This is a genomic window from Frankia sp. ACN1ag, assembly GCF_001414035.1.
In the GTDB taxonomy this organism is placed as follows: domain Bacteria; phylum Actinomycetota; class Actinomycetes; order Frankiales; family Frankiaceae; genus Frankia; species Frankia torreyi.
This window is the reverse complement of the sequence record NZ_LJPA01000033.1, coordinates 1-26,633: the sequence shown is the minus strand read 5'-3', so window position 1 is coordinate 26,633 and position 26,633 is coordinate 1. Positions and strand designations below refer to the sequence as shown.

General features: G+C 71.3%; 17 protein-coding genes and 7 pseudogenes. 6 read left to right on the top strand and 18 right to left on the bottom strand.

Translation table 11 applies throughout. The features are described 5' to 3' along the window. Positions 1 to 19: 19 nt before the first annotated feature. The 5 genes from UK82_RS24310 to UK82_RS24285 all read right to left on the bottom strand — a co-directional run bounded on the left by UK82_RS24310 (position 20) and on the right by UK82_RS24285 (position 6,842). Positions 20 to 1,144 carry a hypothetical protein gene (locus tag UK82_RS24310; protein ID WP_044888328.1) on the bottom strand — a complete coding sequence of 375 codons (1,125 nt, stop codon included), beginning with the start codon at positions 1,142 to 1,144 and terminating at the stop codon, positions 20 to 22. Positions 1,145 to 1,150: 6 nt separating this feature from the next. Further along, on the bottom strand, positions 1,151 to 1,813 hold the full coding sequence (locus UK82_RS24305; protein ID WP_044888327.1) for a response regulator transcription factor: 663 nt from the start codon (positions 1,811 to 1,813) through the stop codon (positions 1,151 to 1,153). Positions 1,814 to 2,002: 189 nt separating this feature from the next. Continuing rightward, on the bottom strand, positions 2,003 to 3,277 hold the full coding sequence (locus tag UK82_RS24300; protein ID WP_055409542.1) for a hypothetical protein: 1,275 nt from the start codon (positions 3,275 to 3,277) through the stop codon (positions 2,003 to 2,005). Positions 3,278 to 4,022: 745 nt separating this feature from the next. Further along, on the bottom strand, positions 4,023 to 5,150 hold a 1,128-nt coding region (locus UK82_RS24290), incomplete at its 3' end, for a GlxA family transcriptional regulator (protein WP_396230634.1). A 264-nt stretch (positions 5,151 to 5,414) separates the two neighbouring features. After that, the gene (locus UK82_RS24285; RefSeq protein ID WP_044888323.1) at positions 5,415 to 6,842 is read right to left on the bottom strand and encodes an MFS transporter; all 1,428 of its coding nucleotides are present in this window, start codon (positions 6,840 to 6,842) and stop codon (positions 5,415 to 5,417) included. A gap of 435 nt (positions 6,843 to 7,277) precedes the next feature. On the opposite strand from UK82_RS24285, the gene UK82_RS24280 reads away from it, so the two are divergent. After that, the gene (locus UK82_RS24280; protein WP_052681559.1) at positions 7,278 to 7,934 is read left to right on the top strand and encodes a TetR/AcrR family transcriptional regulator; all 657 of its coding nucleotides are present in this window, start codon (positions 7,278 to 7,280) and stop codon (positions 7,932 to 7,934) included. A gap of 255 nt (positions 7,935 to 8,189) precedes the next feature. Beyond that, the gene (locus UK82_RS24275; protein ID WP_055409536.1) at positions 8,190 to 9,974 is read left to right on the top strand and encodes a serine/threonine-protein kinase; all 1,785 of its coding nucleotides are present in this window, start codon (positions 8,190 to 8,192) and stop codon (positions 9,972 to 9,974) included. 309 nt (positions 9,975 to 10,283) lie between these two features. On the opposite strand, the gene UK82_RS24270 is transcribed toward UK82_RS24275, so the two are convergent. Next, positions 10,284 to 11,423, bottom strand: coding sequence for a cation diffusion facilitator family transporter (locus UK82_RS24270; protein WP_083507339.1), 1,140 nt, complete (start codon positions 11,421 to 11,423; stop codon positions 10,284 to 10,286). A 204-nt stretch (positions 11,424 to 11,627) separates the two neighbouring features. On the opposite strand from UK82_RS24270, the gene UK82_RS24265 reads away from it, so the two are divergent. The 4 genes and pseudogenes from UK82_RS24265 to UK82_RS24250 all read left to right on the top strand — a co-directional run. Continuing rightward, positions 11,628 to 12,239 (top strand): TetR/AcrR family transcriptional regulator, encoded by a 612-nt coding sequence (locus UK82_RS24265; RefSeq protein ID WP_044888321.1) that lies wholly within the window; start codon positions 11,628 to 11,630, stop codon positions 12,237 to 12,239. A 44-nt stretch (positions 12,240 to 12,283) separates the two neighbouring features. After that, positions 12,284 to 12,721 carry a hypothetical protein gene (locus UK82_RS24260; protein WP_128423417.1) on the top strand — a complete coding sequence of 146 codons (438 nt, stop codon included), beginning with the start codon at positions 12,284 to 12,286 and terminating at the stop codon, positions 12,719 to 12,721. A gap of 92 nt (positions 12,722 to 12,813) precedes the next feature. Next, entirely contained in the window at positions 12,814 to 13,674 is an 861-nt protein-coding gene (locus UK82_RS24255) for a Sir2 family NAD-dependent protein deacetylase (RefSeq protein ID WP_055409533.1), read from the top strand. Positions 13,675 to 13,864: 190 nt separating this feature from the next. After that, positions 13,865 to 15,172, top strand: a pseudogene (locus UK82_RS24250) (FAD/NAD(P)-binding protein); the annotation flags it as partial. A 331-nt stretch (positions 15,173 to 15,503) separates the two neighbouring features. On the opposite strand, the gene UK82_RS24245 reads toward UK82_RS24250, so the two are convergent. The 12 genes and pseudogenes from UK82_RS24245 to UK82_RS39890 all read right to left on the bottom strand — a co-directional run. Continuing rightward, positions 15,504 to 16,406, bottom strand: a complete 903-nt coding sequence (locus UK82_RS24245) for a HEAT repeat domain-containing protein (protein WP_152990005.1) — start codon at positions 16,404 to 16,406, stop codon at positions 15,504 to 15,506. Further along, a complete protein-coding gene (locus UK82_RS33125; protein WP_128423415.1) occupies positions 16,406 to 16,651 on the bottom strand; it encodes a hypothetical protein in 246 nt (81 codons plus the stop codon). Before UK82_RS33125 ends, UK82_RS24245 begins: the two co-directional genes overlap by 1 nt. Positions 16,652 to 16,673: 22 nt before the next feature. After that, positions 16,674 to 16,872, bottom strand: a pseudogene (locus tag UK82_RS43265) (DUF6980 family protein); the annotation flags it as partial. Position 16,873: 1 nt separating this feature from the next. Further along, positions 16,874 to 17,018, bottom strand: a 145-nt coding sequence (locus UK82_RS43260) for a DUF6980 family protein (RefSeq protein WP_396230637.1), incomplete at its 3' end; no start/stop codon positions are given. 199 nt (positions 17,019 to 17,217) lie between these two features. Then, the gene (locus UK82_RS24240) at positions 17,218 to 17,604 is read right to left on the bottom strand and encodes a hypothetical protein (RefSeq protein WP_128423414.1); all 387 of its coding nucleotides are present in this window, start codon (positions 17,602 to 17,604) and stop codon (positions 17,218 to 17,220) included. 76 nt (positions 17,605 to 17,680) lie between these two features. Further along, a pseudogene (locus UK82_RS39905) lies at positions 17,681 to 17,799 on the bottom strand (integrase); the annotation flags it as partial. A 1-nt stretch (position 17,800) separates the two neighbouring features. Further along, positions 17,801 to 18,782: pseudogene (locus UK82_RS31865) on the bottom strand (integrase core domain-containing protein); the annotation flags it as partial. A gap of 288 nt (positions 18,783 to 19,070) precedes the next feature. Next, a complete protein-coding gene (locus UK82_RS33760; RefSeq protein WP_128423446.1) occupies positions 19,071 to 19,415 on the bottom strand; it encodes a hypothetical protein in 345 nt (114 codons plus the stop codon). 743 nt (positions 19,416 to 20,158) lie between these two features. Next, a pseudogene (locus tag UK82_RS31860) lies at positions 20,159 to 25,061 on the bottom strand (RHS repeat-associated core domain-containing protein); the annotation flags it as partial. Between the two features lie 597 nt (positions 25,062 to 25,658). Then, positions 25,659 to 25,783 (bottom strand): annotated as a pseudogene (locus tag UK82_RS39900) (hypothetical protein); the annotation flags it as partial. Between the two features lie 4 nt (positions 25,784 to 25,787). After that, positions 25,788 to 25,905: pseudogene (locus UK82_RS39895) on the bottom strand (hypothetical protein); the annotation flags it as partial. A 1-nt stretch (position 25,906) separates the two neighbouring features. Further along, positions 25,907 to 26,095, bottom strand: a 189-nt coding sequence (locus UK82_RS39890; protein ID WP_236706387.1) for a DNRLRE domain-containing protein, incomplete at its 3' end; no start/stop codon positions are given. Positions 26,096 to 26,633: the final 538 nt, after the last annotated feature.

Sequence of the window (26,633 nt, the reverse complement as noted above, 5' to 3'; positions counted from 1 at the left end):
CCACCCGGCGGGTCGCCNCTCACTGCCACGGGACCTGTGGGGCCTGCGGGACCTGTGGGGCCTGTGGGGTGGTCTGCGCAGGACCGGGATCGTCGTCGCCGGCGAGCCGCTGCGGCAGCCAGACGTCGACCAGCGCCGCCCCGGTCGAGGACGCGTGGCAGCGCAGTCCCCCGCCGAGCGCGGCCAGCAGCCGGGCGTCGTCGGCGAGAGCGGCACGTAACCGCTCCGCCGAGTCGGCCGGATCGCAGACCCGCACCGCGAGGCGGTCGGCGACCCGGGAGAAGTGGACCGACAGCGGCGCGTCGGCCGTCGCGGGCACGGCGGCGAAGACCACCGCCGTCGCGTGGTAGATCCCGGACTCCACCTCCCAGCCGACCCGCCGGCCGAGGTCGCCGGTGCACTGCACCCGCCGGGGCAGACTCGCGGCCAACTCCCCCAGCGCCGCCGCCGTCCCCCGGCTGCGCAGGGTCGAGGGGTGCACGGCCCGCACCACCGTCCGAAAGTCGTCGATCAGTTCGTCGACGGCCGCCCGCAGCTCGCGCAGGGTGGCCAGGGTCCGGCCCGGATCGTCGCGGGCCGCCGCGGCGAAGTCCCGCCAGCGGCGGGTCACCTCCGCGAGCCGACGAGTCGTCCCGGTCAGCACCCAGCCGGCCAGGCGGTGCCGCTCGACGTCGAGCACCGCGGCGAGGTCCGCCTCGACCGTCGCCGCCCGCCGTGCGAGGCCGGCCGAGTGGACCGCCTGCTCCCGCTGCGCGGCGTCCGCGCGAACCTCCCGCAGCAGCAGTGCCACGCAGTCGGCCGTCTGGGCCAGCAGCTCGGCCGGCACCGCCGCAGCCGGACCGTCCTCCCCGTCGGTGATGACCAGGGCGCCGACCTGCTTCCCGCCGTCCCGGACCGCCGCCACCGCCCGCACACCCGGCCGGCCCGGAGCGGAGTGCGCCGGAACGGAGGCGGGGGCGCCCTTGGGAGCGGACACGGGGCCGTCTGGCGGCGGGTCGTCGGGCAGCCAGAGGTTCGCCTGGCCGCTGCCGGCGGCCAGGGCCAGGTTGCGCAGCAGCGGCGCGACCCGTTGCCCCAGGGTGGCGCCGGCGGGCAGGGGGGCGACATCCTCGGCGAGAACGACCCACGCCGGTCGCGTAACCACGGCCGGTCAGTCTCCCGGCGCCCGGGCGTCCAGGTAGCGCAGGACCGCCAGCACCCGACGGTGATGCGCCGCCGAGTCGGCGGGCAGGTCCAGCTTGGTGAAGATGCTGGCGATGTTCTTCTCCACCGACTTCGCCGACAGGTACAGGGCGGCGGCGATGCCGTTGTTCGATCGGCCCTCCGCCATCAGTCGCAACACGTCCGACTCGCGGGGACTGAGTGTCGCCAGCGGACCGCTGGGGCCGGCGGGGCGGTCGACGAGGCGGCGAGCGAGCACCGGTTCGATCACGATCTCCCCGGCGTCGATGCGGGCCAGGGTGTCGGTGAGGACCTGCACCCCGGCGATCCGCTCCTTGAGCCGGTAGCCGATCCGCTCGGTGCCGATCTCCAGGAAACGCATGAGGTACAGCGTCTCGGCGTAGTGCGACAGCAGGAGCAGCCCGGTGTGCGGGTGCCGGGCCCTGACCCGCGCCGCCGTCGTGAGGCCGCCCTCCGCGCCCGGCGGCATGCGGATGTCGACGATGGCGACGTCAACCGGTTCGACGGCCAGCAGCTCCAGCAGCGCGTCGCCGTCCGCGACGCAGCCGACGACCTCGTACCCGGCCGTGGTGAGCAGCAGCAACAGCCCCTCGCGGAACAGGGCGGCGTCGTCGGCGAGCGCTACCCGCACGACGCCCCTGCCCCCGACCTCGCCTCTGCCCCCGCCGGCTGTCCTCGGGGGACCAGCCTCCACAGCGCACCGTCATCTCGCCGGGAGGCTGCGCGGGCAGCTCCGATCAGGCGGCGGGTCAGTGCCGAACTCGCGTGGTCCACGTGCGGATCGTTCCACGTCCACAAGATCGACGCGCACCTTCGCACGTCACCTTTCCGGCGGTCGTCCGACGACCACCGGCGATGGTCTCACCAGTTGCATCCGACCCTCGCGGGTGACCGCGAGGAGCGTGGCCGGAACCGGGATCGGACCCGTGGGAACGTCGTCCGTGGGCGGCCCCGGCGGCGCCTCGGCGGTTCCCGGCGCACCCGAGGCGGCGGGTGGCGGCCGTCCCTCGGCTTCGGCCGCCACCTCGGCCGCCACCTCGGCCGCCACCTCGGGCGTCACCTCGGGCGTCACTCCGCTGTCTCCGCCGACGACAGCGGACGTCATCCACCATTCGTCCTCCGGTCGATCCTCCACCGGCTCTTCCTCCACCGGCAGCTCCCCGACCGGCCCTTCCCCCGCCGGCAGCTCCCCCGCCGGCCTGGCGGAGTCCGCCGGCGTGGTTGTCGACGCACCGGACCGGGCCTGCTGCGGCGCCGGCACCGCCCAGCGCAGGCGCAGTGCCTGCCCCTCGGCCAGGTCCGCCGGGAGCACCACCCGCAGCCGCAGCCGGGCCGGGCCGGGCAGGGCGTCGGCGAGCCGGCCCAGCGCGGTGAGCAGACCGTCGGTCAGCCCGGCGGCGAGACCAGCCGCCGGCGCGTCGAGCAGCAGATCGAACCGGCCGGGGTCGTGCGGCACGGCGTCGACGTCGGGATCGGCCGGCCACCCGGCGTGGCGCAACGCGATCCCGGCCGGGACGACCTGGACGAGCCAGTCGTCCAGCAGGCGGTAGTAGCCACCACCGAGGTCGGTCAACCGGGGCGCGGGCGCCCGCCAGCGGACCGCGCGCGGCGGCCCCGCCGGCGGGTACACGGACTGTTCGGCAAGCGGATGCCACCAGCCGCCACGACCAAGGTCGATCGCGGTGACCCGCGGCCAGCCGTCGGCGCCGGTCAGCAGCAGGCCGTGCTGGGCGAGTACCGGACGATCCAGCCGGTCGGCGAGGCGCTGCGGCAGGCAGGGTCCGTCCGCCGGGTCGGCGCCGTAGCGGACCACGTGGATCCCGTCGGGGTCGGCGGCCGGCATCGCGCGCAGCAGCTCCGCGACGGCCGTGACGTCCGGCACGGGCTCGCCCGGCGCGCCGACGATCACGCCGATCCCCCCCGACCGCGGCGGCAGGGCGTGCAGGGCCGGCTCGTCGGGCGCGGGGGGCACCATGCCCGGCGCCCGCGCCCACAGCCCGGCGGGGACGGGCACGACGTCGAGGACCGCCGGGTCCAGCCCTCGTGGCACGCCGGCGGGCGACCGGACGACGGGGCGGGCGGGCCGTCTGCCCATCAGCCGCCCGACCCTGCCGCCGCACCTGCGTGTACCGCTCGCATGCTCTGCCTCTCCTGCCTCGCCCCGCCGCGCCGCGCCGCGCCGCGCCGCGCCCCTGACGGCATCACGTACGGGCGTACGCCGCGGTTCACCCAGCGTCAGTCCGGGAACGGGGCGGCGGCGACGCGTCCGAGGAAATCCAGGTTGCGGATGTGCGCCGCGATCGTCGACGCCGGTTTCGCGGCCGCCTCGGCCCGCAGGACGTCGATGATGAACGCGGTGAAGCCGGCCCGCGGATACGCCGTCAGCACCTCGTCGACGAGCGCGGCCGGCACGTCCGCCAGGCCCACCCCCAGCACGTCCACGAGTGCGCCGAGGATCAGCCCGGCGACCTCGGGACGCGGATCGCCGACGGTGGCGGGGTCGAGGTGCCCCGCGATCGCGTCGCGGACCACGTCGGCCAGCTCGACATCCGCACCCCAGCGGAGCAGGTGCTCCTGGGCCACCGCGGCGCCGCGGACCTCGAACGGCTGCGCCGGGTCGTCCCAGGCGGCGGTGAGCCCGAGATCGTGCAGGGCGGCCGCGAGGAACAGCGCGTGGGCGTCGTGGTCGCGCCCGGCCTTGTCCAGCAGCGCCGAGCCGAAGAGGTAGCTGCGGTGACAGTGGGCGACCAGGGTCGGCGCGCTCGCGGCGACCAGCAGGTCCTCGGCGGCACGGGTCAGCGCGGTGTCGGGACGGGTGCGGGCGGCCATGCCCATCGGTNTCCCCTTTCCGGAGAATGGTGATCTGCGTCGGCCCCGGTCCCGGCCGCCGCGTCGGCAGGCAGGCGGAAACGCCGCCGGTAGTCGGTCGGGGTCATGGCGAGGTCGCGGCGGAAGACGCGGTAGAAGGTCTCCGGGGAGCCGAAGCCGCAGCGCTGCGCGACGGCCTCCACGGTGTGCCCGGTCTGCTCGAGCATGCGGCGGGCCGCCTCGGTGCGGACGGACTCGACGTAGGCCGCGGGCGTGACGCCGGTCTGCGCGGTGAACACCCGGGAGAAGTGCCGTTCGCTCATGCCGACCCGCCGGGCCAGGGCGGCGACGGACAGGTCTGCGGCCAGATGGTCGGCGATCCAGCGATGCAGCTCCCCGATGTCGTCGCGGGTCGGCGCCGGGTGGGCGAGCGGCACGCTGAACTGGCTCTGGCCACCCGGGCGCCGCAGGTACATCACCAGCCAGCGCGCCGTGGCGAGCGCGAGGTCGTCCCCGCAGTCGTCGGCGACCATCGCCAGCGCGAGATCCATCCCCGCGCTGACCCCCGCGCAGGTCCAGACGCGCCCGGAGCGGATGAAGATCGGATCCGGATCGACCGCGACCGCGGGGTACTCGGCCGCGAGCCGGCCCGCGGTGAACCAGTGCGTGGTGGCGGGCCGGCCGTCGAGCAGACCGGCCGCGGCGAGCATGTGGGCACCCGCGCAGACGGAGGCGATCCGCCGCGGGCGCCCGCCGACCTCGCGCAGCCAGTCGACGATCTGTGGCACGACGACGGGGCCCGCCTCCGGTCGCGCGCCCAGCGCCCCCGGCACGAGCACCGTGTCGGCGGCGCCCGCCACGTCGGCGAGCGCCACGTCGGCCACCAGGCGCACCCCGCTCGCCGTGCGGACCTCCCCCGACCGCGGCGCGGCGATCTCGACCACGTACGCCGGATCGACGCCCACGCCCACGCCCGTGGTCGCGCCCGTGGTCGCGGCGCGGTCCGGTCCCGGGCCGTCGCCGTTGCCGCCGTCGCGCCTCCGCGCCTGCAACACGCGCGACGCCGTCGTGAACACGTCCGCCGGCCCGGTGACGTCCAGAAGCTGGACGCCGTCGAAGGCCACGATCACGACACGCCGGGGATCCACACAGCGCAGCATCGCCGCGGGCCCGTCATGGCCGCAATGACACGTCTCTGTCAGATCCGGCCATCCGCCGCACGGTCGGACCGTTCGGCCGATCGCGCGTATGTGCGCACGACCTCCGTGCAAGGACGTTCCTTCACGGAGTCGGTCTTCCACGTCGACTTCGTCGGCGTTCACCTGGCGGCACAGGACCAGGCGGCACAGGATCAGGCGGGCACGGACCCCGCCGCTGGCCGGGCGGCCATCGATACCGCTCCGTGATCGGTACCGAGCTGACGATCAACTCATCGAATCGGTGCTCTCCGGTGCGGGGTCCCGGCCGGTCGGGCCCGCGGCCGCGGGCGCCGGTGCGTCCCCGAGCGGGATCTGACGGGTCAGCAGCACGGTGAGGAAGATGACCGCGACGCCGATCGCGCCGACGGTGAACGCCTCGGCCACCCCGTGCGCCAGGACGTACCTCGCCAGCTCGCCGGGGGCGAGGCCGGCCGGTGCGTCGCCGCGCGCGTGCCGGGCGGCGCTGCCGAAGACGGTGACGAGGACGGCCAGGCCCAGCGAGCCGCCGACCTGCTGGGTCGTGACCATCATGCTGGCGGCCGCGCCGGAGTGCTCGGCGGGAACGCCCGCGACGAGGCTCACGCTCAGCGGCACGAACAGCAGGCCCAGACCGGCGCCGAACAGCAGCAGCGGCCCGAGCACGACCGAGGTGTAGCTGCTGGTCACCGAGACCTGCGCTAGCCACAGCATGGCCCCCGTGCTCAGCGCGGCCCCCACCAGCATGAGCGGCTTCGGACCCACCCTGGGCAGCAGTCTCGACGCCCGCGAGGCCGACACCAGGATCCCCAGGGACAGCGGGAGGAACGCAAGCCCCGCGCGCAGCGCGCTGAGCCCGAGGACCTCCTGCAGGACCTGGGTGCCGAAGAAGAACATGCTCAGCATGCTTCCGGTCAGCAGCAGCAGGAGAAGATAGGTCCGCGCGCGGCTGGCCTCGGCGACCAGCCGCAGCGGGACGACCGGCTGCGCGGCCCGCGACTCGACGACCACGAACGCCGCGAGTGCGACGACGGCGAGCAGGAAGGCACCGAGGGTCCGCCCGTCGGCCCAGCCGTTCGAGGAGGCGCGCAGGAACCCGTAGACACCGGCTGCGAGCCCGACGACGGAGCTCAGCGCCCCGGCCACGTCGAAACGGCCCTCGCGACGTGGCGGTGTGCGCAGGTAGCGCGGGGCCAGCAGCAGGATGGCGAGCCCGAACGGCACGTTGATGAACATGACCCACCGCCAGGACAGCCAGGTGGTGAGCATGCCGCCGGCGATCAGCCCGATCGAGCCGCCGACGCCGGCCACCGCCGCCCACGCCCCCATCGCCCGGGTGCGGGCGGGGCCCGGCGGAAAGTTGGCGGCGATGAGCGCCAGCGCGTTCGGCGACGCGCACGCGGCGCCGACGCCCTGCCCGACGCGGGCGGCGATGAGCATCCACGGCGCGGTGGCCAGGCCGCCGAGCAGTGAGGCGGTCGTGAACAGGGCGATCCCACCGAGCAGAGTGGCGCGGCGCCCCAGCAGATCCCCGGCCCGCCCGCCGAGCAGCAGCAGTCCGCCGTAGGCCAGCGTGTAGGCGTTGATCACCCACGCCAGGTCGGTGGCGGAGAAGCCGAGGGTCTCCCGGATCCTGGGCAGCGCGACGTTCACGATCGTGATGTCGAGGACGAGCATGAGCTGGCAGGTCACGATCGTGACCAGCGCGATCCGGGCGCGCCTCGCCTCCTGCGTCGGCGGCCCCGCAGCGCTCTGCCCCGCCGACGACGCAGCGGACGCCGAGAAGGCCGACGAAGGCGACGAGGCTGACGAGGGCGACGTAGGCGACGAGGCCGACGAGGGCGACGACGAGGACATGGCGGCCTCCCGACCGGGGCTCCGTAAGATACGGATCAGTATCCAATTCGGGAGGGTAGCAGAATGCCGTCGACCGATCACCCACCTCTTCGGCAAACTCCTCGCCGACCTCGCTCCGCCCGCGCCATCCCCCTGCCCGGGTACGCTCGAGGCCGGACCGATGATCGGCCGCCCGGGTGTCGCACCTTCGGCGACGGACCGGCGGCCAGGGCAAGCGGACCGGCGGGCAGGGCGGCGGACGGGAGGCGGACGATCGTGGGCGTCGTTCCTGCCGACCAGCAGCACGCGCAGGTGTCCCAGGGCCCCCGCGCCGGTGCGGTCGCCACCCGCCGCCGCGGCGACGCACTGCTGGGAGCGATCTTCGATGCGGTCTTCGACCAGCTCCGGACCGTCGGTTACGCCAACCTGACGATGGACCGGGTCGCGGCCGCCGCCGGGACCAGCAAGACCGTGTTGTACCGCCGCTGGGCCGCCAAGGAAGACATGATCGCCGACGCGTTGCGGCACCGACTGCCCACTCCGGGTGACATACCCCTGACCGGCGACCTGCGCGCGGACGTCCACGCACTGTTGCGCTGCGTGCAGGCGTCGTTCAGCTCCACCCGCGGCACGGCGTTCCAGCTCGTGTCGGCCGAGGCGGGCTGCGGCCGTCCCGTCGTCCGCCAGACGATCATCGACCATGTGGTCGAGCCGTGCGTCCAGCTCATCGCAGAGGTGCTGCGCCGGGCGGCCGAGCGCGGCGAGATCCGGCCCGAGGCCGCCAACGAGCTGGTGGCCGCCAGCGGACCCGCCATGCTCGTGCAGTACTCGCTGATCCGCGAACCCGTCGTGCCCGACGAGTTCGTCGCCTCGGTCGTCGACCAGATCGTCCTGCCGCTGACGACCAGGTCCGCGGCCGCCGAGCACGGCTGAGCACACCCAAGCGAGGCGGCCACCGCCCGGCGCAGAACGGAAGGGAACCTAGGCAACCCGCGAGGCGTATCCAGGTCGTGTCCTGACGCCTTCCGCTCTGCACTAGTTTGGTCATGACCGACGGGCGTCGTCCTGAAACAACGTGAAACGCCTCTGGTCGACTCCTTGTCCCTGACCCTTGCCCGCGAGCTGGCCCCTGTGACCCTGACCCTTGCCCATGGCGGAGTGTGATGAGTTCTGCGGACGGACGCGTCGATGCAGAATCTTGAACCGGGGGATCCGTCGACGATCGGCCCCTACACCCTGCGTGCCCGGATCGGTGAGGGCGGCATGGGACGGGTGTTCCTGGCCCATTCGCCCTCCGGTCGGCTGATGGCCGTCAAGGTGGTCCGGCCGGAGCTGGCCGGCGACGGCGGGTTCCGGGACCGCTTCCGGCGGGAGGTCGCGGCGGCGAGGCTGGTCAGCGGGGCGTTCACCGCCCCGGTCGTGGACGCCGACCCGGACGCGGCGACGCCGTGGCTGGCCACCCTGTACGTGCCCGGCCCCTCCCTGCACGAGGCGGTGACCCACTGCGGGCCCTTCGGGCCAAGCGTGCTGCGGCGGCTGGGGGCCGGCGTGCTGGAGGCGATCGTCGCCGTGCACCAGGCCGGCGTCGTCCACCGGGATGTGAAGCCGAGCAACGTCCTGCTCGCCGCCGACGGACCGCGCCTGATCGACTTCGGCATCGCTCGGGCCGCCGACCACACGGAGCTCACCCGGGCGGGCGACATCGTCGGCACCGCCGCGTACATGTCGCCGGAGCAGGCCGCCGGCGGTGCCGCCGGGCCGGCGGCCGACGTGTTCTCCGCCGCCGCCGTACTCGTCTTCGCCGCCACCGGGCGCGGCCCGTTCGGCCGGGGCGACCCGGCCGCGATGCTGTTCCGCGTCGTGCACGGCTCCCCGGACCTGACCGGGGTGCCGGCCGATCTGAGCGAGGCGCTGCGGTCCTGCCTGGCGAAGGACCCGGACACCCGGCCCGACCCCGGCGCATTGTTGCGCTGGCTCGCCGACGGAGTGGAGGTTGCGGCCGAGACCTGGCCGCCCGCGGTCACCAGACTGGTGGCGCAGCGCGCCGCCGAAGTCGGCGAGCACCTGCCGCCGACGCGTCCGGACCCGCCCGCCTGGTGGGCGACCCCGGACGCCCCCCGCGCACCGACCCGGGTCATGGCCCCGACCTACGTCCCGCCCCCGCCGACCCCACAGCCCCTGCAGACTCCCCGACCACCGCAGGCCGGCCCACCTGCACGGACACCACCGACCCCGCAGACACCACCACCGCCACAGACACCACCACCGCTGCAGACACCACCAGGCCCGCGGACGCCTCCCCCGCAGCCGGCCCAGGTGCCCCGCCACCTTGCCGCCGACGACGCCGTCTTCCTGGGACGGCGGTGGAGGTTGCTGGTCGTCGGCTCGCTGCTGGTGGGCGTCGGCGTCGTCCTGCTGGCAGCGGCGTTGATCGTCCTCGTCGACCTCCTGTTCACCTACCGGGGCTACAACTCCAGTGGTATCTCCGCCGCGTTCCTGGGGGCCGGCATCTTCGCTGTCGTCGGCGCCGCCGCGCTGCTCCCGGGCTGGTGGCGGCTGCGCATCGGCCTGCGGCCGCCGAGACTGACGATCGGCCCGCACAGCCTGCGCGCGGAGTGCGGCGGCCAGCGCTACGAACGCGCCTGGCCGCAGGTCGCCCGCGCCGACGTCATCCGGCTGGGCCGCCGGGAGGTGCTGGCGGTCTGGCCGGCCCGGCCCACCGGGCCCTGGGGCGCCGGGCTGCCCCGGCCGGTTCGCCGGAACCCGAAGGGCCGTTACCGGTTCGCCTGGTACAACCCGGTGTTCAACTGCGACATCGTGATGGACATGGCACTGCTGCGGGGACGTCCGGCACGGGGCGTCTCCGCGGCGCTCGGCGAGGTCAGCGCCGCGACGGGCAGATCCGCCCCCGGACAGGATCCTCGTCGCGCCGGGCCCACCGGCGGGCCCACCCGCCCCGGGCCCGGCTGGTGACACCGACCGGGCTCGGATCGGCGCTCGGCGCGCCACGGGACACTCCGTCCTCGCGACTCACTGTGGTCATATATGCACGCAGTCGTGCCGAGGGGTAGTGCCACTTTTCGTCCGAAAAACCGTACCTAAGCCTCGGCACGATCTGGCCGCGTTCTGGCCGCGTTCTGGATGGACATCGGCGGGGCGGCGGCAGCGGTCACACAGGCGACAGCGGCCCCACAGGCAACAACGGTCACACAGGCGACAGCGGCCCCACAGGCAACAGCGGCCCCACGAAGCAGACCGGGTCGGGAGGCGGCGCAGACCGGGTCAGGAGGCGGCGCGGGTGGCCGCGGGGGCGTCGTCGGGGGTGAGGGAGGGCTCGTCGGGGGCGGAGAGGCTGAGCACGGCGTCGACGACGGCGGGCGAGGCGGACAGCTTGGCCTCCACCCCGCGCAGGCGCAGCGCGACGTTGGGCTCGATGTCGTCGCCGATCAGGTCCACATCCCCGACCACGGTGATCATCCGCGGGCCGACGACCTCCAGGCGCAGGCGGGTGACCCGGTCGACCTCGGGCAGCGCCAGCAGGGCCCGCAGCGTCGCCGCCCGCACCTGCGGGTCGGCCTCCTGCCCGATGAGGAACCGCCGGTTGCGGCTGATGAGCACGATGGCGACCACCCCGAGCAGCACCCCGACCAGGATCGAGCCGAGCGCGTCGAAGGCCGCCACGCCGGTGATCTGGTGCAGCGCCAGCCCGAGCGCCGCGATCACCACGCCGGCGAGGGCCGCCGAGTCCTCGGCGAAGACCGCACGCAGCGTCGGGTCGGACGTCTCCACCACGTGCTCGATGACGTCCCGGTTCATCGACGCGGCCTCGGGCCTGGCCTGGCGCACCGACTGCAGGAACGAGGTCCCCTCGAGCAGGAACGACACCGCCAGCACGATGTAGCCGATCAGGTAGTCCCCGCCGGACTCGCCCGCGAACAGCTCCTGCACCCCGTGGGTGATCGAGACCGCACCCCCGGCGACGAACAGCCCCATGGCCGCGAACAACGCCCAGACGTACGCCTCGCGGCCGAACCCGAGGGGGTGACCCGGCTCCGGCGGGCGGCGCGAGCGGCGGTTGGCCATCACCAGGAAGACCTCGTTGCCGGTATCGGCCCAGGAGTGGGCGGCCTCGGCGACCATCGAGGCGGAGCCGGTGAGCAGGGCCGCCCCCGTCTTCGCGATCGCGATGACCAGGTTGGCCACGAAGGCGACGGCGACGGTGAGGCCGCTCTCGCTCTTGCCGGCGCCGCCGTCCTGCTGCAGCGGGATCGCGTCGCGCGCCTCGGGCGGCAGCTCGGCCGGGGCGGGTGGCGTCGTCAGGCTCTCGCTCGCCGGCTCGCACTCCGCCGAGGCTGCCGGCGCCGCGGATGATGCCGAGGTGGGCTGGGTGGCGGCGGGCGCGTCATCCGTGTCAGCAGGCATGCGTTGGTCCTTAGCCCGGATGACCATGTTCTAACCCGTCAGGGCCGGATGTGTCGCACGGATCGCCGCCGACCACCGTGGTGCCGCTCGCAGGAGGGTGCCGCTCGCATGAGGGTGCCGCCGGTGTGCCGGTGTCGCTCAGGTGACCGGTCGGACGCCGTCCACCCGACGTGGGAACGAGCCGCGCGCTGTTAGCGTGCCCCGGTGGAAGCAACGGGCGGACGGGGCCTGCGGGTCGACGCGGCGCGCAACTACGAGCGGATCATCGCCGCGGCCGACCAGGCCTTCGAGGACGTCGGGCGGGCGGTGACGCTGGAGGAGGTGGCCCGGCGCGCCGGCGTCGGGGTCGCGACGGTGTACCGCCGGTTCCGCAACCGCGACCAGCTCCTGCGGGCCGTGTTCGACCACCTCGTCAGCACCGAGATCGTGCCCCGGCTGACCCGGGAGACCGACGACCCGTGGCACGACCTCGTCGGCGCGCTGGAGGCCACGGTGGCGGCGCTGGCCGGCCGGCAGGTGATCCTCGCCCTCGCCCGCGAGACCGACGCCTTTCACGTCGAGGGCGTGCACCGCTACCTGGAGTCGATGGAACGGCTGCTCGGCCGCGCCCGCGACGCCGGCGTGGTCCGTCCCGAGCTGGAGCGCCGGGACCTGTCCGCGGTCGTCGTGATGGCCCTGGCCACGGTGCGCCCCGAGGACCCGGCGGGCCTCGACCGCCGCCGCTACCTCGCGCTGCTCGTCGACGGGCTGCGCCCCGCCCCGCGCGTGCTGCCGCCCCCGGCCCCCGGCGGCCAGCAGACCTCCGCGGCAAGCTGACATGTCCTACCGTCTGGGTGTCCGGATGGTCGAGAGGGGACGTCGTGCGGCTTGGCAGCGCCGTTGTGTGTGGGGTCGCGCTGGTGGCACTGGCCGGATGTAGCTCGACCAAGGACGGGGCCGAGGCCGGGAAGGTCGCACCTGCCGTGGGTGCGCCCGTCACGGCGGACCCGTTCGGGACGTTCCGGCAGCGGACCGGGGTGGCCGCGTTCGTCGCCGCGTTCCGTACGACGTTCCCCGATCTGGCCGACGGCCGATCCGACGAGGCCATCGCATCGGACGTCACGCATGTCTGCCTGGACGACCTGCGGGATCCGACCACGGGTCGGCCTGCGCCCGACGGGGAGGCCGCCGCGCTGCGGCGCATACCGAGCAGGTTCGAGCGGAACGGAATCACGCCGGACACGGTCTCCGCCAGGCTGATCCTGGCCCTGGCCAGGGGCACGGCGTGCAGCCGGGTGCGCGTCATCGAGGAGTGGTAGGGCTCCTGCGGGCCGGCCCCGCCAGGCCCGCGCGTTGATCATCCATAATGGCTGCGATGACCCACGCCAGTCCTGCCGACCGCGGTCGACCCGTGACCACCTCGGCGGGCCGGTTCACCTCCGCGGTCGAGACCGCCTTGGACGCCGCCGCCGCGCTGCTCGCGGGAGCGGGCGCGCTGCTGGTGTGCGCGGGCGCCGGGATGGGCGTGGACTCGGGGCTGCCGGACTTCCGCGGCGACGCCGGCTTCTGGCGGGCCTACCCGCCGTACGAACGCCTCGGCCTGTCGTTCGTGGAGCTGGCCGACCCGGTGCACTTCCGCGACGATCCGACGCTGGCCTGGGGTTTCTACGGCCACCGCCTCGGCCTGTACCGGTCGACCGTGCCGCACGAGGGTTTCGCCGTGCTGCGCCGGTGGGGTGCGCGGCTGCCCGGCGGCCTGCACGTGTTCACCTCCAACGTGGACGGCCAGTTCCAGCGGGCCGGCATCGACGCGGTGGCGGAGGTCCACGGTTCCCTTCATCATCTCCAGTGCGTCCGGCCGTGCGACGGGCGGATCTGGCCGGCCGACGGGGTCACGGTGGACGTCGACCCGGGCACGATGCGCGCCGACGGGCCGCTGCCACGCTGCGCCTCGTGCGGGGAGCTGGCGCGGCCGAACATCCTCATGTTCGGTGACGGCTCCTGGCTGAGCTCGCGCACCGACGCCGCGCTGCACTCCTGCGAGTCCTGGCTGGCCGCGGTGACGGCGCGTGGCGGGGCCGGCCCGCTGGTGGTGGTCGAGATCGGCGCGGGCACGGCGGTGCCCACCGTGCGGCGCACCGCCGAGTCCGTCGCCGACGGCCGCCTGATCCGCATCAATCCCACGCAGCCGGCGATCCGCCCCGGGGCGGGGGTCTCCCTGCCGCTCGGCGCCCTGGCCGCCCTGACCGCTCTCGACGCTCGGTTGTCCTGAGCCGGGTTGCGAAGGTAGCCGTACGATGACGGCGGCACGTGCAACGCCCTCGGCCCGACGTGATCGCCCCGGTCGTGACCCCGCCCCGCAGTCGGACCATCGACCCGGCCAGCCGTGCCCGTCGGGCGCTCGACCACCTCGGCGGCGGCTGCCGGGTGGGCCACTGGAGAGCCAACAGTCGAGGTAGGCGATGTCAGCCACCCCAAGGATCGGCGTGATCGGTGGCGGCGCGTCCGCGGTCTGCCTTCTCGACGCGCTGGCCCAGCAGCAGGACCTTCCCGCCGGGGCACTGACGGTCTTCGACGGCGGGCGACACCTGTGGCGTGGTCGCCCCTATCAGCCCGATCTGGACGCGATGCGGGTCAACGCGATACCGCAGGACATGTCGGTACGGGCGGGCGACGACGGCCATCTCGCCGCCTGGCTCGCCACCCGTAGGCTCTTCGTCGACACCGAGCCGTCGTTCCTCGATCCCATCTCCGGCGCGCAGTTCATCCCGCGGGCGCTGTTCGGCGACTACCTGGAGCAGTCCGCCGGGGCGGCGCTGGTGACGCTGGCCGGCCGCGGCTGGCGCGTCGAACTGAAGCGGCGGATGGTGCATCGCGTCGTGTCGACCCGCCACGGACTGGTCCTGCGCGCCGCGGACGGCGAGGATCACGAGGTCGACTACGCCGTCCTCGCCCCCGGCGCGGGACGACCCGCCGACCCGTACGGGCTGGCCGGTTGCGCCGGGTTCGTGCGCGATCCCTACCCGGCCGCCGAGATGCTGGCTTCGATCCGCCGCGACGACGACCTGGCCGCGATCGGCAGCGGGCTGACCGCGGTCGACGTGGCCCTCGCCCTGGCCGCCCGCGGACACACCGGCAGGATTGAGTTGCATTCCCGGCAGGCGGTCCTGCCCGCCGTGCGGCAGCGGCCCACCAGGTTCACGCCGCGCCACGTCACCGCGGCGCGGTTGCGGGCGCTGGCCGCCTCGGGTCGATCACTGCCCCTGGCCGATCTGATCACCATGATCGGCGACGAGCTCGCGGCGGCGGGCGAGGACGTCGACGCCGTACGGACGGAGCTCGACGCCACGCGCCGGGAGGAGCCCACGCACCGGCTGCGCCGGCAGCTCGGCGAGGTCAACGCACCGGGCGGCCCGCTGCGCCTCCTGCAGCAGATCATGCCCGACGTCGGACCGGATGTCTGGCCGCTGCTGCCCGAGCACGACAAGGACCGCCTGCTGACCGAGCACCACCGCGCCCTCATGAGCCTGTGCTGCCCGATGCCGCCCGCCAGCGCCGCCGCGCTGCTGCACCTGCTGGAATCCGGGCAGCTCGAGCTGATCGGAGGACTCCGGCGCATCGTGCCGGGCGCGGGCGGCTTCGTGGCGAGCACCGCCCGCGGCGAGCATCGGGCGGTCGTCGTCGTCAACGCCGTCAACGGCCGCCTCGGCGGCGTCAGCGACCTCGCCCCTCCGATGCTGGCGTCGCTGGTGGACGCCGGCCTGGCCGAGNGACATCCGCGCGGCGGGTTCTGTCTCGAGCGGGCCACCAGCCGCCTGACGGTGAACGCACGCCCGGACCGGCGGCTGTACGCGCTCGGGGATCTCGCGATGGGCAGTCTCTTCTTCACCTTCGGCATCCAGTCCCTGGTGGACCGGGCCGTCGATATCGTCACCTCGATCCGGGCGGACATCGTGCACAGGGCACGCCGCCCCTTCCGCCACGCCGGGCGCGACGTCCTGCAACCGATCTGACCCGCGTTCCACGCCGGGCACGATCCACCCAGGCTCGTTCTCCTCGTCCTGCTCCGCCGTCTCGTCATGACCACAGATCGGCAGGAGCTCAGTCGGCGCGAGCGGCCTCCAGGGCAAGCCGCCGGATCTCCTCGACCACCTCGTTGGAAGGAGGTGGCAGGTGATCCGGGCTTTCCGGAGACACCTGGGGCAGGTACCGGGCGATCCACTTCTGCTCGGGATCCGTGCGCCGCTTCCAGTTCCTGACCGTGACGCGCCGGGCTGCCGCCAGGACCTCGGGATGTTCCCGGACGTGCTGGGCGAGAAAGGTCAGTTCAAGCTTGATGAAGCTGAAGAAGTAGCCGCGGTCCCGGGTGGAGTCCAGTTCCAGCCGGCGCAGCACCGCGTCACAGGCACGCGCGTCCCCGACCGCGATAAGCGCGAACAGCGCCGCCACCTGCGTCTGCTCGCTCCTCACCGCCAGGGCGTCGACGAGCCTCTCCGTACACGATGCGTCTCCGCGCTCAACCAAAGCCGCAATGCTCGCCAGGCGAACGCTCAATGACCTGTGGTCGACATAGGGAGTGAACAGGCCGACGTCGAGCGGCCCCGTTCCGTTGGCCAGAGCAAACAGATAAAGGTCCAGACTGCCCCCGCGGGCGTCTGCCAGCGAGTCGACAAGGATCTGTTCCGCCTCGCCTCCCCAGGCGGCCAGCAGAAGTGCTGCCGACCCAGGAACCAGCAAGCTCCGCGACCGCAGAAGTCCGGCGATCGGAGCAAGCGGAAGATGGCTGCATTTCTTCGTCTTCATGGCGGCGAGGAGGGCGACCTGGCGGGCCTCGGCACGCTCGACCAGCAGAGTGCGATGGAGTAGATCACATGCCTGCCGGCATCCTTGGGCACCGAGTTCACCAATCTTTCGCACTCGGCTTTCAAACTCCTGATCCGACAGGGATTCCAGATATCCAGACTCAAATAACTCGCGATCGACAGAACTCCCGCCGTCCGACATCAGTCGATTCCGATCCTTGAAGATAGTTCATCGACAACTCCACACAGGAGAGGAGCATGCCAGGTCGTCACCCCGCCGACGGTCTGGACAGTGAACACCGTCTTCGTGCCGTCGGCGTCGGTGTGGGTGAGCCGCTCGGAGCCGCCGTGACGCCCGAGCGGAAAGCCTGGCATGAAGATCGAGCCGGAACACCAAATCGGCCATCGGTCGCCGCCTGCACGAGTCGTCAGATCCTTGCTCGTCACGCCCGACCTCGGCGGACTCCACTCACATCGACTCCCCGTGTTCGATCAACCATCTTTCATCCTCGTACTCCGGCGGCAGTGCAGCGTCATCCGGATCGAGTCCGATCCGCTCGAGAGCATCGAACCACCTAACGCGAACGGAGTCTGGCAGTCGTGCGCCGCACCACGGGCAGTATGCGATACCTACCCGGGATGAACCGCCATCATGAATCCAAATCCCGNACTCCTGATACTTCGGCGTGAAGCCAACGAGGACGTCCGGGCAGTCCTGTGGCTCCACATGACCATCCTCACAGATGAAGGTGACCTGTCCATGCATGTCGGCGCAACAGTGTGGGCCGTTATGGCCGATCGGCACACTTTTCATACTCGACCAGTCCACGTTTTCATTTTACACCTGCCCGCTTGCGAGAATTTCTCTGGAGGTCGTTCACCACGTCATCCACGAAGCCGTGCCTCCCAGCATGCGGGCAGCACTGGTTCGTTGCACAGCCCCTTGAGGACGGTCTGGAGGAAGCCCGACCACGACTGCACCCGTCGCGCCGGGATCGGCACTTGGACTAGACTCAATCTGCATCGAGATGGCGAGACTCCCACGGTGCAGGATCTCGCGCCCTTCGCGAAGCGGCATAAGTCGTCTCGTCAATGATGAAATATATTGTGAACCGCCGCCCGAGCCAGGACTTTTCCAGTTTGACGGAGAAGGTGTCCTCGGCAAACATTCTCACGAATTTGATCACATGCTCAGGTCGGACGTCGTCGATGGTATATCCCTCGAGCAGCATTCGCGCGCTTCCAGGTTTCGTCAGATACCAGATCGACAGGAAGCAGTCATCGTCTCTGTCGACCTCGATATCCACCAGGTTCGGGCTCGCGCCGGGCAGCTTCCACGAGATGGCGACGTTCTCCGGAATCGCTTCTCTTAGATCTACTACTATCTGCGGCACTTTCATCGTGTGGGGCTCCAGAATCCGGGTTTCGGCCTGTGAGCTGGCCTTTTGCGGTTGAGGTGATCCTCCGCGGGAGGGGTCAGGCGGCGTTACGGTACTCGTTGATCAATCCGCCGAGGATGCGGGTGCGCCGGACGGTGGAATTCGACGTCGGGGCGACCACGGGTGACGAGTCGGGTGGGTGCTGGCTGAGGGAGCNGTGAGGCCGATGGGTGTTGAAATACTCGGCGTAGCTGTCGAGGACCGATGTCAGGTGCCGTTCGGAGACGATCAGGAGTCTGTCGGTGCACTCACGGCGGGCGGTGCCGACCCAGCGTTCCGCGATCGCATTCGCCTGTGGGGCTTGCGGGGGTGTGCGTACCACGTCGATACCGGCCCCGGTGAAGACTGCATCGAACGAAGCTGTGAACTTCGTATCGCGGTCACGGAGGAGAAACCGGAACCGGTGGCTGCGCTCCTCGAGATCCATCAGCAGGTTCCGTGCCCGCTGGGTGACCCACGCTGCGGTCGGCTGCTTCGTGACCCCGAGAACATGAACACGGCGGGTGGCGTGTTCGACGACGAAGAACACGTAGATCCGCTGCAGGAACACGGTGTCCACCGTGAAGAAATCGCAGGCCAGCAGGCCGGACGCCTGGGCGCACAGAAACGTCCGCCCAAAGGCGTCGGCCCGCCGCGGTGCAGGATCCGTGGGTCTGTTGCGTTACGGGATGGCAGGGCATGACTGACCCTGCCGACCAGTTGATCAGATCGCCCTGGATCCGGCGGTGGCCCCAGATCGGGTTCTCCCGTGCGAGACGCAGGACCAACTCGCGGATCTCCCTGCAAACCGGCGGCCGACCGGGCGACTTCCGTGGCTAGGTCCATTTGCGTGCGAGGAGGTCGCGGTGCCAGCGCAGCAGGGTGGCTGGGGTGACGAAGAACGAACCCCAGCGGGCTCGGGAGAGCAGTCGGGACAGGGCTGCGAGGATCACCCGATCCGCCGGTTCCAGCGTCGGACGATTCACCTGCCGTCGTAACACTGCCACCTGGTGTCGCAGGATGAGGAGCTCCACGTCTTTCGCGGTGTCGCCGCGCACCCGGAGCAACATCAGTCCGAGAGTGTTGCGTGTCAGGGCGTAGAGCAGCGACCACACCATGACCATCCAGCCTGCCCGACACAGGCCCCGTCCGGCGGGCAAACGTGCAGGTCACCGCCCAAATCGGGGTTCTGGAGCCCCACAGGGCCTCTAACGAGGCGGCAGGCTTCGCTTCATGCTACGGACCGTCCAGTCGCTCCCCCTTGCAGGGCTTTTGACACTGGGCTTCGACCCGGCCAGTTACCCGACCAAGCCGCCAGTCTGCTACCGGGCCTTCCTGGCAGCTACCCGGACCGGACTCACACCGGCAAGCGACGACGAGCTTACGAATGGTGGATCATCCGCTACACGGCGTCACCTCCAGTCTGCTGGGCGCACGAAAGCCCGAGGCTAGTGATGCCAGGTCAGCACGAGAAGGGGTTCCTCCTCCGTGGACTCCCAGAGTCCGGCTGTCAACGCCGATCCCCTCGCCGCGTGAGATGGATCGCTGGTAACGGAGGAGCGATGCGCTTTCCAGGCCGACAGCGCGTCCGTGCCATCGAACCACTCCACGCGAGTCTTGTCGGGCAGGACCCCGGGCCAGTAGACGAGCAACGGACAACCGCTGGCTGCAAAAGCTGCAGCTTGTTTCCGCTTCATGCGCGTGCCGCGCCTCACGTACCTACGGCCGTCCGGCCCCACGACTGCACCGGCTTCGATGGCTTGCCACTGGTCGCGAGCCAGATCGTAATGCATGTTCGGACACTACGCCGCGCCCAGGAGTGAACCGTTCCGGGTCCGGTGGAGACCGGGATGCTTACGCTTCGGTGACTATATCAGCTTCGTCTTGGATGTAGAACAGTGATTCTGAATCCGCCCCGGGCCTCCTGGAGGCCCGGGGCGGATTCAGTCGTCGCACTACGATCAACTTGCCATTTCCCTAAACCACTTTCACGCGCGTCGAGACCGTCGCCTATTCGGCCCACCTGCTAGATGACGAGATTCCCATTCGACAGGGCCCCACACCCTTCTTGAGGCAGAATAGGCGGTCCCATCAATCTCAAACAGTGCCTTCAAGACCCGGTATCCTTTATCGGATAGGGCATCTTTAGCACACCCAGGGCTGCAGCCGCATAAGGACAGCGGTCATCGAATTGCATACCTCTGCAGGCGAGCAAGCGATTCGACCAGGGCCATGTCAGGGAGGTCAGCGAGATCCAGATGGGCCGGCTCGTATCGCGCGAGGAATGCATGGGCCCGGCCCCTCAGGGCGTCCCCATCGCCGTCGTCCGCAAGTCGAGCCTGCCAACCTCCTCCCTCTGCGTTCACAGTCACCATCCGCGCAAGGGAATCGAAACAGCCGTTCGATTCTTCTTGCATGAGAGGCTCGTACCATTCAAGTAGTGCGTGGACCGACGAGAAACTATAGAGGAAGTCATCCACATCGAACAAGACGATGGGCGGCTGGACGCCGACAGAGTTGGCACTCATGTTCCGGACTACCACCCTTCCCAAGGACGGTGGCGACCGATGCCCGGTCTGCGGTGGTAGTGGATCGAGAAGGGCAGCCGCCTGCCAGGCAAGCGGTGCGAATGGATGGCGAACTTTCTCGATCCGTTCCAGAGGAAGTCGGTGCCACGCCCTCCTTTGCTGCTGAAGCGAACTCCCAGCCCAGAAGCGTTCTTGGAGCCGAAGCGCCAACCGATTCGGCTCGTAGCTCCGCCCCAGGTCAGACCCGATAGCCCACCAATGCCCGTAGCCAGTCCAGCACCGCGCCAACTCCACGAGCTAGTCCCGGCATGGCCGGCGCTGTACATCGCGAGGCCCGCTGCAGCGCCCACGGCCACACCACAGACCACGCTCGCACCGCAAGCGAGGCCCCCGACCACAGCGGTTACGGCTAGGGCGCCCTTCGCCCACTTGCGCCAGCCCCATTGTCCACTGAGGTCGAAGTCGTTGATGGGGTCCTGCTGGGCGTAGTCGTAGGGGTTGTCGGAGCCGCCGGGGACGGGGTCGGTCTGGAGGAAGCGGCCGAGGCTGGGATCGTAGAGGCGGACGCCCATCAACGTGAGGCCGGAGAGGGTGTCGCGGGAGCGTTCCTTGGCGCCGAGCCAGCCGTAGCGGGGGTAGGCGGTGGAGGGGAAGTAGGGGCTGCCGAACTCGGTGGATTCGGCGTAGCTGGCCGGGGAGGTGGCGGAGGTGTTGTCGTCGACGGTGGCGACGACGTCGCCGTGGAGGTTGGCCAGTTGCAGGGTGACGGTGCCGGTGTCGGTCTGGGTGGCGGCGAGGTCGCCGCCGATCCCGGTGATGTTACGGGTCCAGGCCGTGCCGACGCCGATCCACGCCGGGCTGTCCCCGGAGCTGGTCGCGTAATGGTTGACGCTGGTCGTCGAGCCGTCGGCCCAGGAGCGGATACGCCGGGCCGGGTCAAGAGCGTAGGTCCGGGTCGCGGAGCCCACGGTTTCGGAGGCGACGAGGTCGTTCACGTAGTAGCCGAGACTCGCCGAGCTGCCCGCCGGCGGATACGGATCGATGGTGGTGCGGCCGAACAGATCATAGGCGTAGCCGGTGTTCGTGAGCCTGTCGGCCTGATCATAGGAGAAGGAATATACCGTCGGCGACGTCGACGTGGAACAGGTTCCCGCGTCGCTGCCCCCGGCGTCGGGGTAGCTCGACAGACTGTTGCGGTTCGATTCGGCGTCGTAGGCGTAGACCCGGGTGGTGCACTGCGCTGGACCACCGTAACTCACCGTGTCCGCCACCGACGTCAGGCGGCCCGACAGGTCATAGCCCAACGCCTTCGACGATGCCGGGGTCGAGTCGATCCGGACCTGGCCGTAGACCGAGTTCGCCTGGGCGAACGCCAACCATGGGTTGCCGGCCATCGCATAGGTGAGCGTGGTCGGTTCGCCGTTGTCGTCGTAGCGGGTCGCCGCGACCAGACCGTTCGGATACGTCTCCGACGTCACCTTCCCATCCGCGTTGTACCCCGCCGTGAACGTCGACGGAGCCGAACCGGCGCCGACGTTCAGGCTGGTGACCAGGCCGCGGTGCTCGCCGGTGGTGCCGTCATAGGTGTAGGTATAAGTGCCCTTGCCATCCCCCGTCGTGGCGATCCGGCCGTCAATGTCGTAGGTCGTGGACGCGGTGTTGCCGTCAGCGTCAGTCTGCGAGGTCGTCCGACCCCACGAGTCATACCCGCTGGTCAAGGTGATGCTGTTCGCGGTCGTCGTGGTCGGCAGGCCGGTCGACGAGTCGTAGCCGTAGGTCGCCGTCGGCAGCGTCGTGCCGCCGTCGGCGGCCGGACTCGCAGTGATGGCCTCCGAGGTCTTCCGGCCGGCGGTGTCGTAGGTGAAGGTGGTGGTGCGGGTGGTGGTGTTGACGGTTTCGACCTCGGTCAGGGTCTGGTTGAGGTCGTTGTAGGTGTAGGTCGACACCGGCAGCGGGTTGCCTGTCGACGGCTGCGCCGCCGGGCCGGAGGTGCAGGCCAGGCCCGTCCAGGAGGCGTTCACACACCCACCGGTGCCCGTCGCCGTGAAGTACGACGTCACCGTCGTGAACGCATCGGTGCCGGCGCTGTTCGCCTTCGGCTGGCGCGACTCCACCGTGTTGCCGGCCGCGTTGTAGTAGGTGGTCCGCACGATGTCCGGCGTTGACCCGCCGCCCATCCACGTCGTCACCGTCGTCGGCTTACGCAGGTTCCACCCGGAGGTCGCCGCGTCCGCGCCGGTCTTCGCCTCGTAGCCGTTGACCGTCTTGCGGGTGTCGACGTCGGTGCCGTCGGGCAGGCGGACCGTGGTCGTCACCGTCGTCGGCAACCGGTACGGCGTCGGTGACGACGGGGCGCCCTGGTCGTAGTCGGTGTGCACATGCTCGCGAGCGGAGTAGCGGGAACCGCCGTTGTCCACGATCCGATGCGTCGGGCCGTAGGTGTCGGTGACCGACACCCCATCGGCCGTGTAGACGGTGCGGGTGTCGAGCAGCTGGGAACGCGCCGCCGACGTCGTCAGCGAGGTGACCAGCGGATCGGTGTCCGCGGTCGGGGCCAAGGCCTGGTTGCGGTTCTCCGCGGTCAGGGTGCGGATCGTGTTGCCGTTGGTGTCATGCTCGGTGGTGGTGATCTGCCAGGCGCCGTTGCCGTAGGAGGCGCTGTTGACCTGTCGGCCGTCGGTGTTGAGGTAGGTGAGGTCGGCGTACGGCCAGTCCGACGATGTCGGCGTCGCGGCCGGCACGTGGTCGGCGGGGAACACCCCGGCGCCGTAGAGCGGCAGGTCCTGCTGCGCCCAGCCGGCCACCGCACCCGAGGACAGGTCGATCGGCGCGCCGCTGCCCGACACGGGAATGTCGTAGGCGATCGTCTGCGTCGCCGTCGGCCCCGCCGGCGTCGGACGCGACACCGTCGAGATCCGGCCCGACCCGTCGTAGGCCAGCGTCCAGGTCGCCTGGCCGGGTGGGGTGAGCGTGGACAGGCGGCCGGCCGTGTCGTAGCTGTAGGTGGTGGTCAGGCCGGTGCGGGGGTCCTTCGCCGAACGCAGCCGGCCGTTGGCGTCGTAGGCGTAGACGGCCACGTTCACCGGGCTGTTGCCGTTGAGCGCGAACGCGAGCGAGCTCAACCGGCCGGTGTAGTCACCCCAGGTAGCCGGGTCGGTGCCGGTACCCGTCGCCGTCGTCGACGACGCGTAGGTCAGGTTCAGCGCCCGGCAGCCGGCCACCAGCGTCGTGCACGACACCCCGGCCGGTACCGGCCCGAGGATGCGGGTGGTGCGGCCGGCGGAGTCGGTGGTGAAGGTCGAGGTGGTGTTCGAGCCGGGTTCGACGACCTGGCTGGGATGCCACACCGTGGTGCCGCCGACGGTCTGCGCGACGAAGACGGTCTTCGAGCCGTCGACGTCGGTGTGGGTGAACTGGGTGGCGGAGTCCTTGGTCAGGGTGCTGCCGTCGACGGCGTCGTCACCGACACCGGTGTAGGCGTACGGGTAGCCGCCGGTGCCACTGCGGGCGTAGACGTCCTGGACACCGGTGTCGTCAGTGAAGGTGACATACCCACCGGAGTCGGTGCTGTCGGTGAGGGTCTCGTCGGCGGCGCCGGCGTCGGGGCCGGGCATGCTCGCCGTCCACCCCGGACCGAAGATCCCGTTCGACGCACCGGCGGGCAGCACCTCGAACATCGCCCACGAGTTCGTCGCCCCGGACGGCGCCGTGGTGGCGACGGTCAGCGCCTGGCCGGGGGCGGTGGACGCCGCCGTCTTGTACAGGGCGGCGCCGGTGAGGTCGTACTGGTTGTAGGTGCCCTGCAGGGTGACCCCGGCGGCCGGGGTCGGGGCGCCGGCGGCGTTCCAGTCCGCGACCGCGGCGACCGCCATCGACCCGGCCACCGTCGAGGTCACCGACTGGTTGAACACCCCGGCGGTCGTGTTCCCCGACGGGCCGATGTTCGTCGCGCCGATCGGCGTGGTCAGGTTCGCGTTCATCACCACCAGGACCTGCAGGAACTTCGAGCAGGTGTTCGTCGACGACGTCAACGTCACCGTCCGGGCGGCCGAACTCGACGTCTTCGCCCACCAGGCGAGCGCCTCGTCCTTGGTACCGTTCGCCCCCGAACTGCCGATCCGGGTCCAGGTCAGCCCGCCCGAGTCCGACACCGACGGGCCGGTGCTCGCACCGGAACCCGTCGAACCGGTGTCGGCGAGCGCGAGCAGCAGCGCGTTCGCCGGCGCGGTGAACGACGCGGTCACCGCGTTACCCGCGGACGTGCAGCCGTTACCGAACCAGCCGGCCGCCGCCGGGGTCGACGGGTCGACCGTCAGCCCGGCGCCGGCCGGCGCGTTCGCCGACAGGGTGGTGAACGTGCGCCCGACGGTGAGGCTGCCGGTGTACGTCGGCATCGACACATCCGTGGCGGACACCGAGTAGTCGCCGGTCAGCAGGGCCACCGAGCCCGGCCCGACGGCCTGGGTGGCCTCGGCGTCGGCGAACGCGCGCCGGGTGTACTGGATCGTGTGCGCCGGCACGCAGGTCACCGTGTTGGAGGCGTCCCGGAAGCAGGCCTGCACCTGCACCGGCCCGTCGGGGGCGCCCGCGGCGGTCATCGTGGCGGCGAGGTCCCAGGTCAGCTTGTCGAACAGGCCGGAGCCGTTGCGGACCATCGGCCAGGACGGATGCGTCGACGTACCCGCCACGACAACGGCGCCGGTGGGAACGTCCGTCCAGCCGGTGGCGGTGTTCGTGCCCAGCCGGTACTGGAACGTCACCTGGGTCTGCGCCGACGGCGCCTGCCCCTCCAGCGTGGTGAACCGCTGGACGCGGGCGCCGTCCGCCGGCTGCGCGAGCGCCCCCGCGCCCACCCCGAAGCCGTAGGAGACGACCGGCGACAGGTTGCCCGCCTTGTCCTTCGTCCGCACGNAGAAGGTGTGCAGGCCNGCGGNCGNGGTCAGCGACGGGGTCGTCGTGGCCGTCGTCTCCGTCGCCGGGGACGGCTGGTCGAGGCCGTAGAGGAACGACTGGGTGTCCCCGCCGGGCGANGTCCAGGTGAACGTGCCCGAGGTCGCCGACGCCCAGCCACCGGACGCCCACGCCGCCGAGCTCAGTCCGGTCGGGGCCGCGGGGGCGGTCGTGTCGACGGTGAACGGGATCCACGACGACCAGGCCTGCGAGTAGTCGACGCCGTCGTAGGCCCGGGCCCGCCACTCNTACGCCGTGCCGTTCGTCAGCAGNCCCGANGGCACCGTCCAGTACGCNGGCGAGTTCGACGGNGTGTTCGCCACCGACCCNCCGGTGATCTTCGTGGAGCCGTCCGAATTCCACACCTCGACGTCGACCCGCACCTGCCCGCCATCAGGATCACGCGAGGAACCCGACAGGGTCGGCGTGGTCGTGTTCGTCAGCACCATCGCCGGNCTGCCNCCNCACTGCGCCGAACACGGNCTGGTGAACCGGCCCGCGACCGTGCCCGGGTAGGAGTTGTANGTCGTGGAGATGTGCGGGGCGAGCATCGTGTCNCCCGAGTAGAAGTACTTGAACTGGTTCGCATCCGACTCGCTCGGCGCCCGGATCGTCAGCGCCTCCGGCGACGGCGCACCGTTGTGCGCCCAGGCGTCCACCAGCCCGGTGATGTCGATGTTCGTNCCNCCCGAGCCGGTGCACGAGCCGCCGTTGTTGAACGTGGCACTACCCCAGTTGTGACCGTCCGCGCTCGGCTGGGAGTTCCACGTCGTCCCCGCCCCCATGCCGCTGGCGCCCTGCACGANCGTCGGCTCGACCGTGCACGTCGCCGACCCGCCCTGCCACAGGTTCAACACCGCCGACGTCACATGCCGGTTCTTGATCGCCGAATCGTCGAACCGCAGGAACGACCGGTTCACCGCCGCACCCTGATAGTTACCGACCCGCAGAATGTCGTTCGTGTCATAGTTCGTCGTCGGATTCGCGTCGTTCACATCAGTGTCGAGGTTGTCCGCCAGGGTCGCCGCCGGGTCGATCGTCACCGGATACTGGCGGGACGGGTCAGTGAGCCATGCCTTGTCCGGCTTGAGCGCGAGGGTCGGCGCCGCGCCGGCGCCCTCCAGCGCGCTGTCGACCCCNCGGGTACGGTCCGGCAGCTTCACCTTCGGATCGACGTGGGCATCCCACATCAACGGCGACGGCGAACGAGCCGCGACCTTCCCCCCCGCCGACAGCCGCAGCTCCCCCGCCGACGTCCGCNCGGCGGTCAACCCCTTCAACCGCAACGGCAACCGCAACGCCGCCTGCGCCGCCGCCGCGGTGTGCGCGACGATCCGCACGTCGTAACCCGTCGGAACGACCTTGACCACCAGATCGGTGCCGGGCGCCACGTCGGCGTAGGTCGCCGTGCTGCCGGCAAGCGTCGGCGCGGGCAGCGCGCCCGGCCAGGCAAAGGCGAGCTCGCGGCCACCGTCGACCAGGGTCGCCACGTCACCGCCCGCCTTCCCCCCGGCCGACAGCACGATCCCCGCC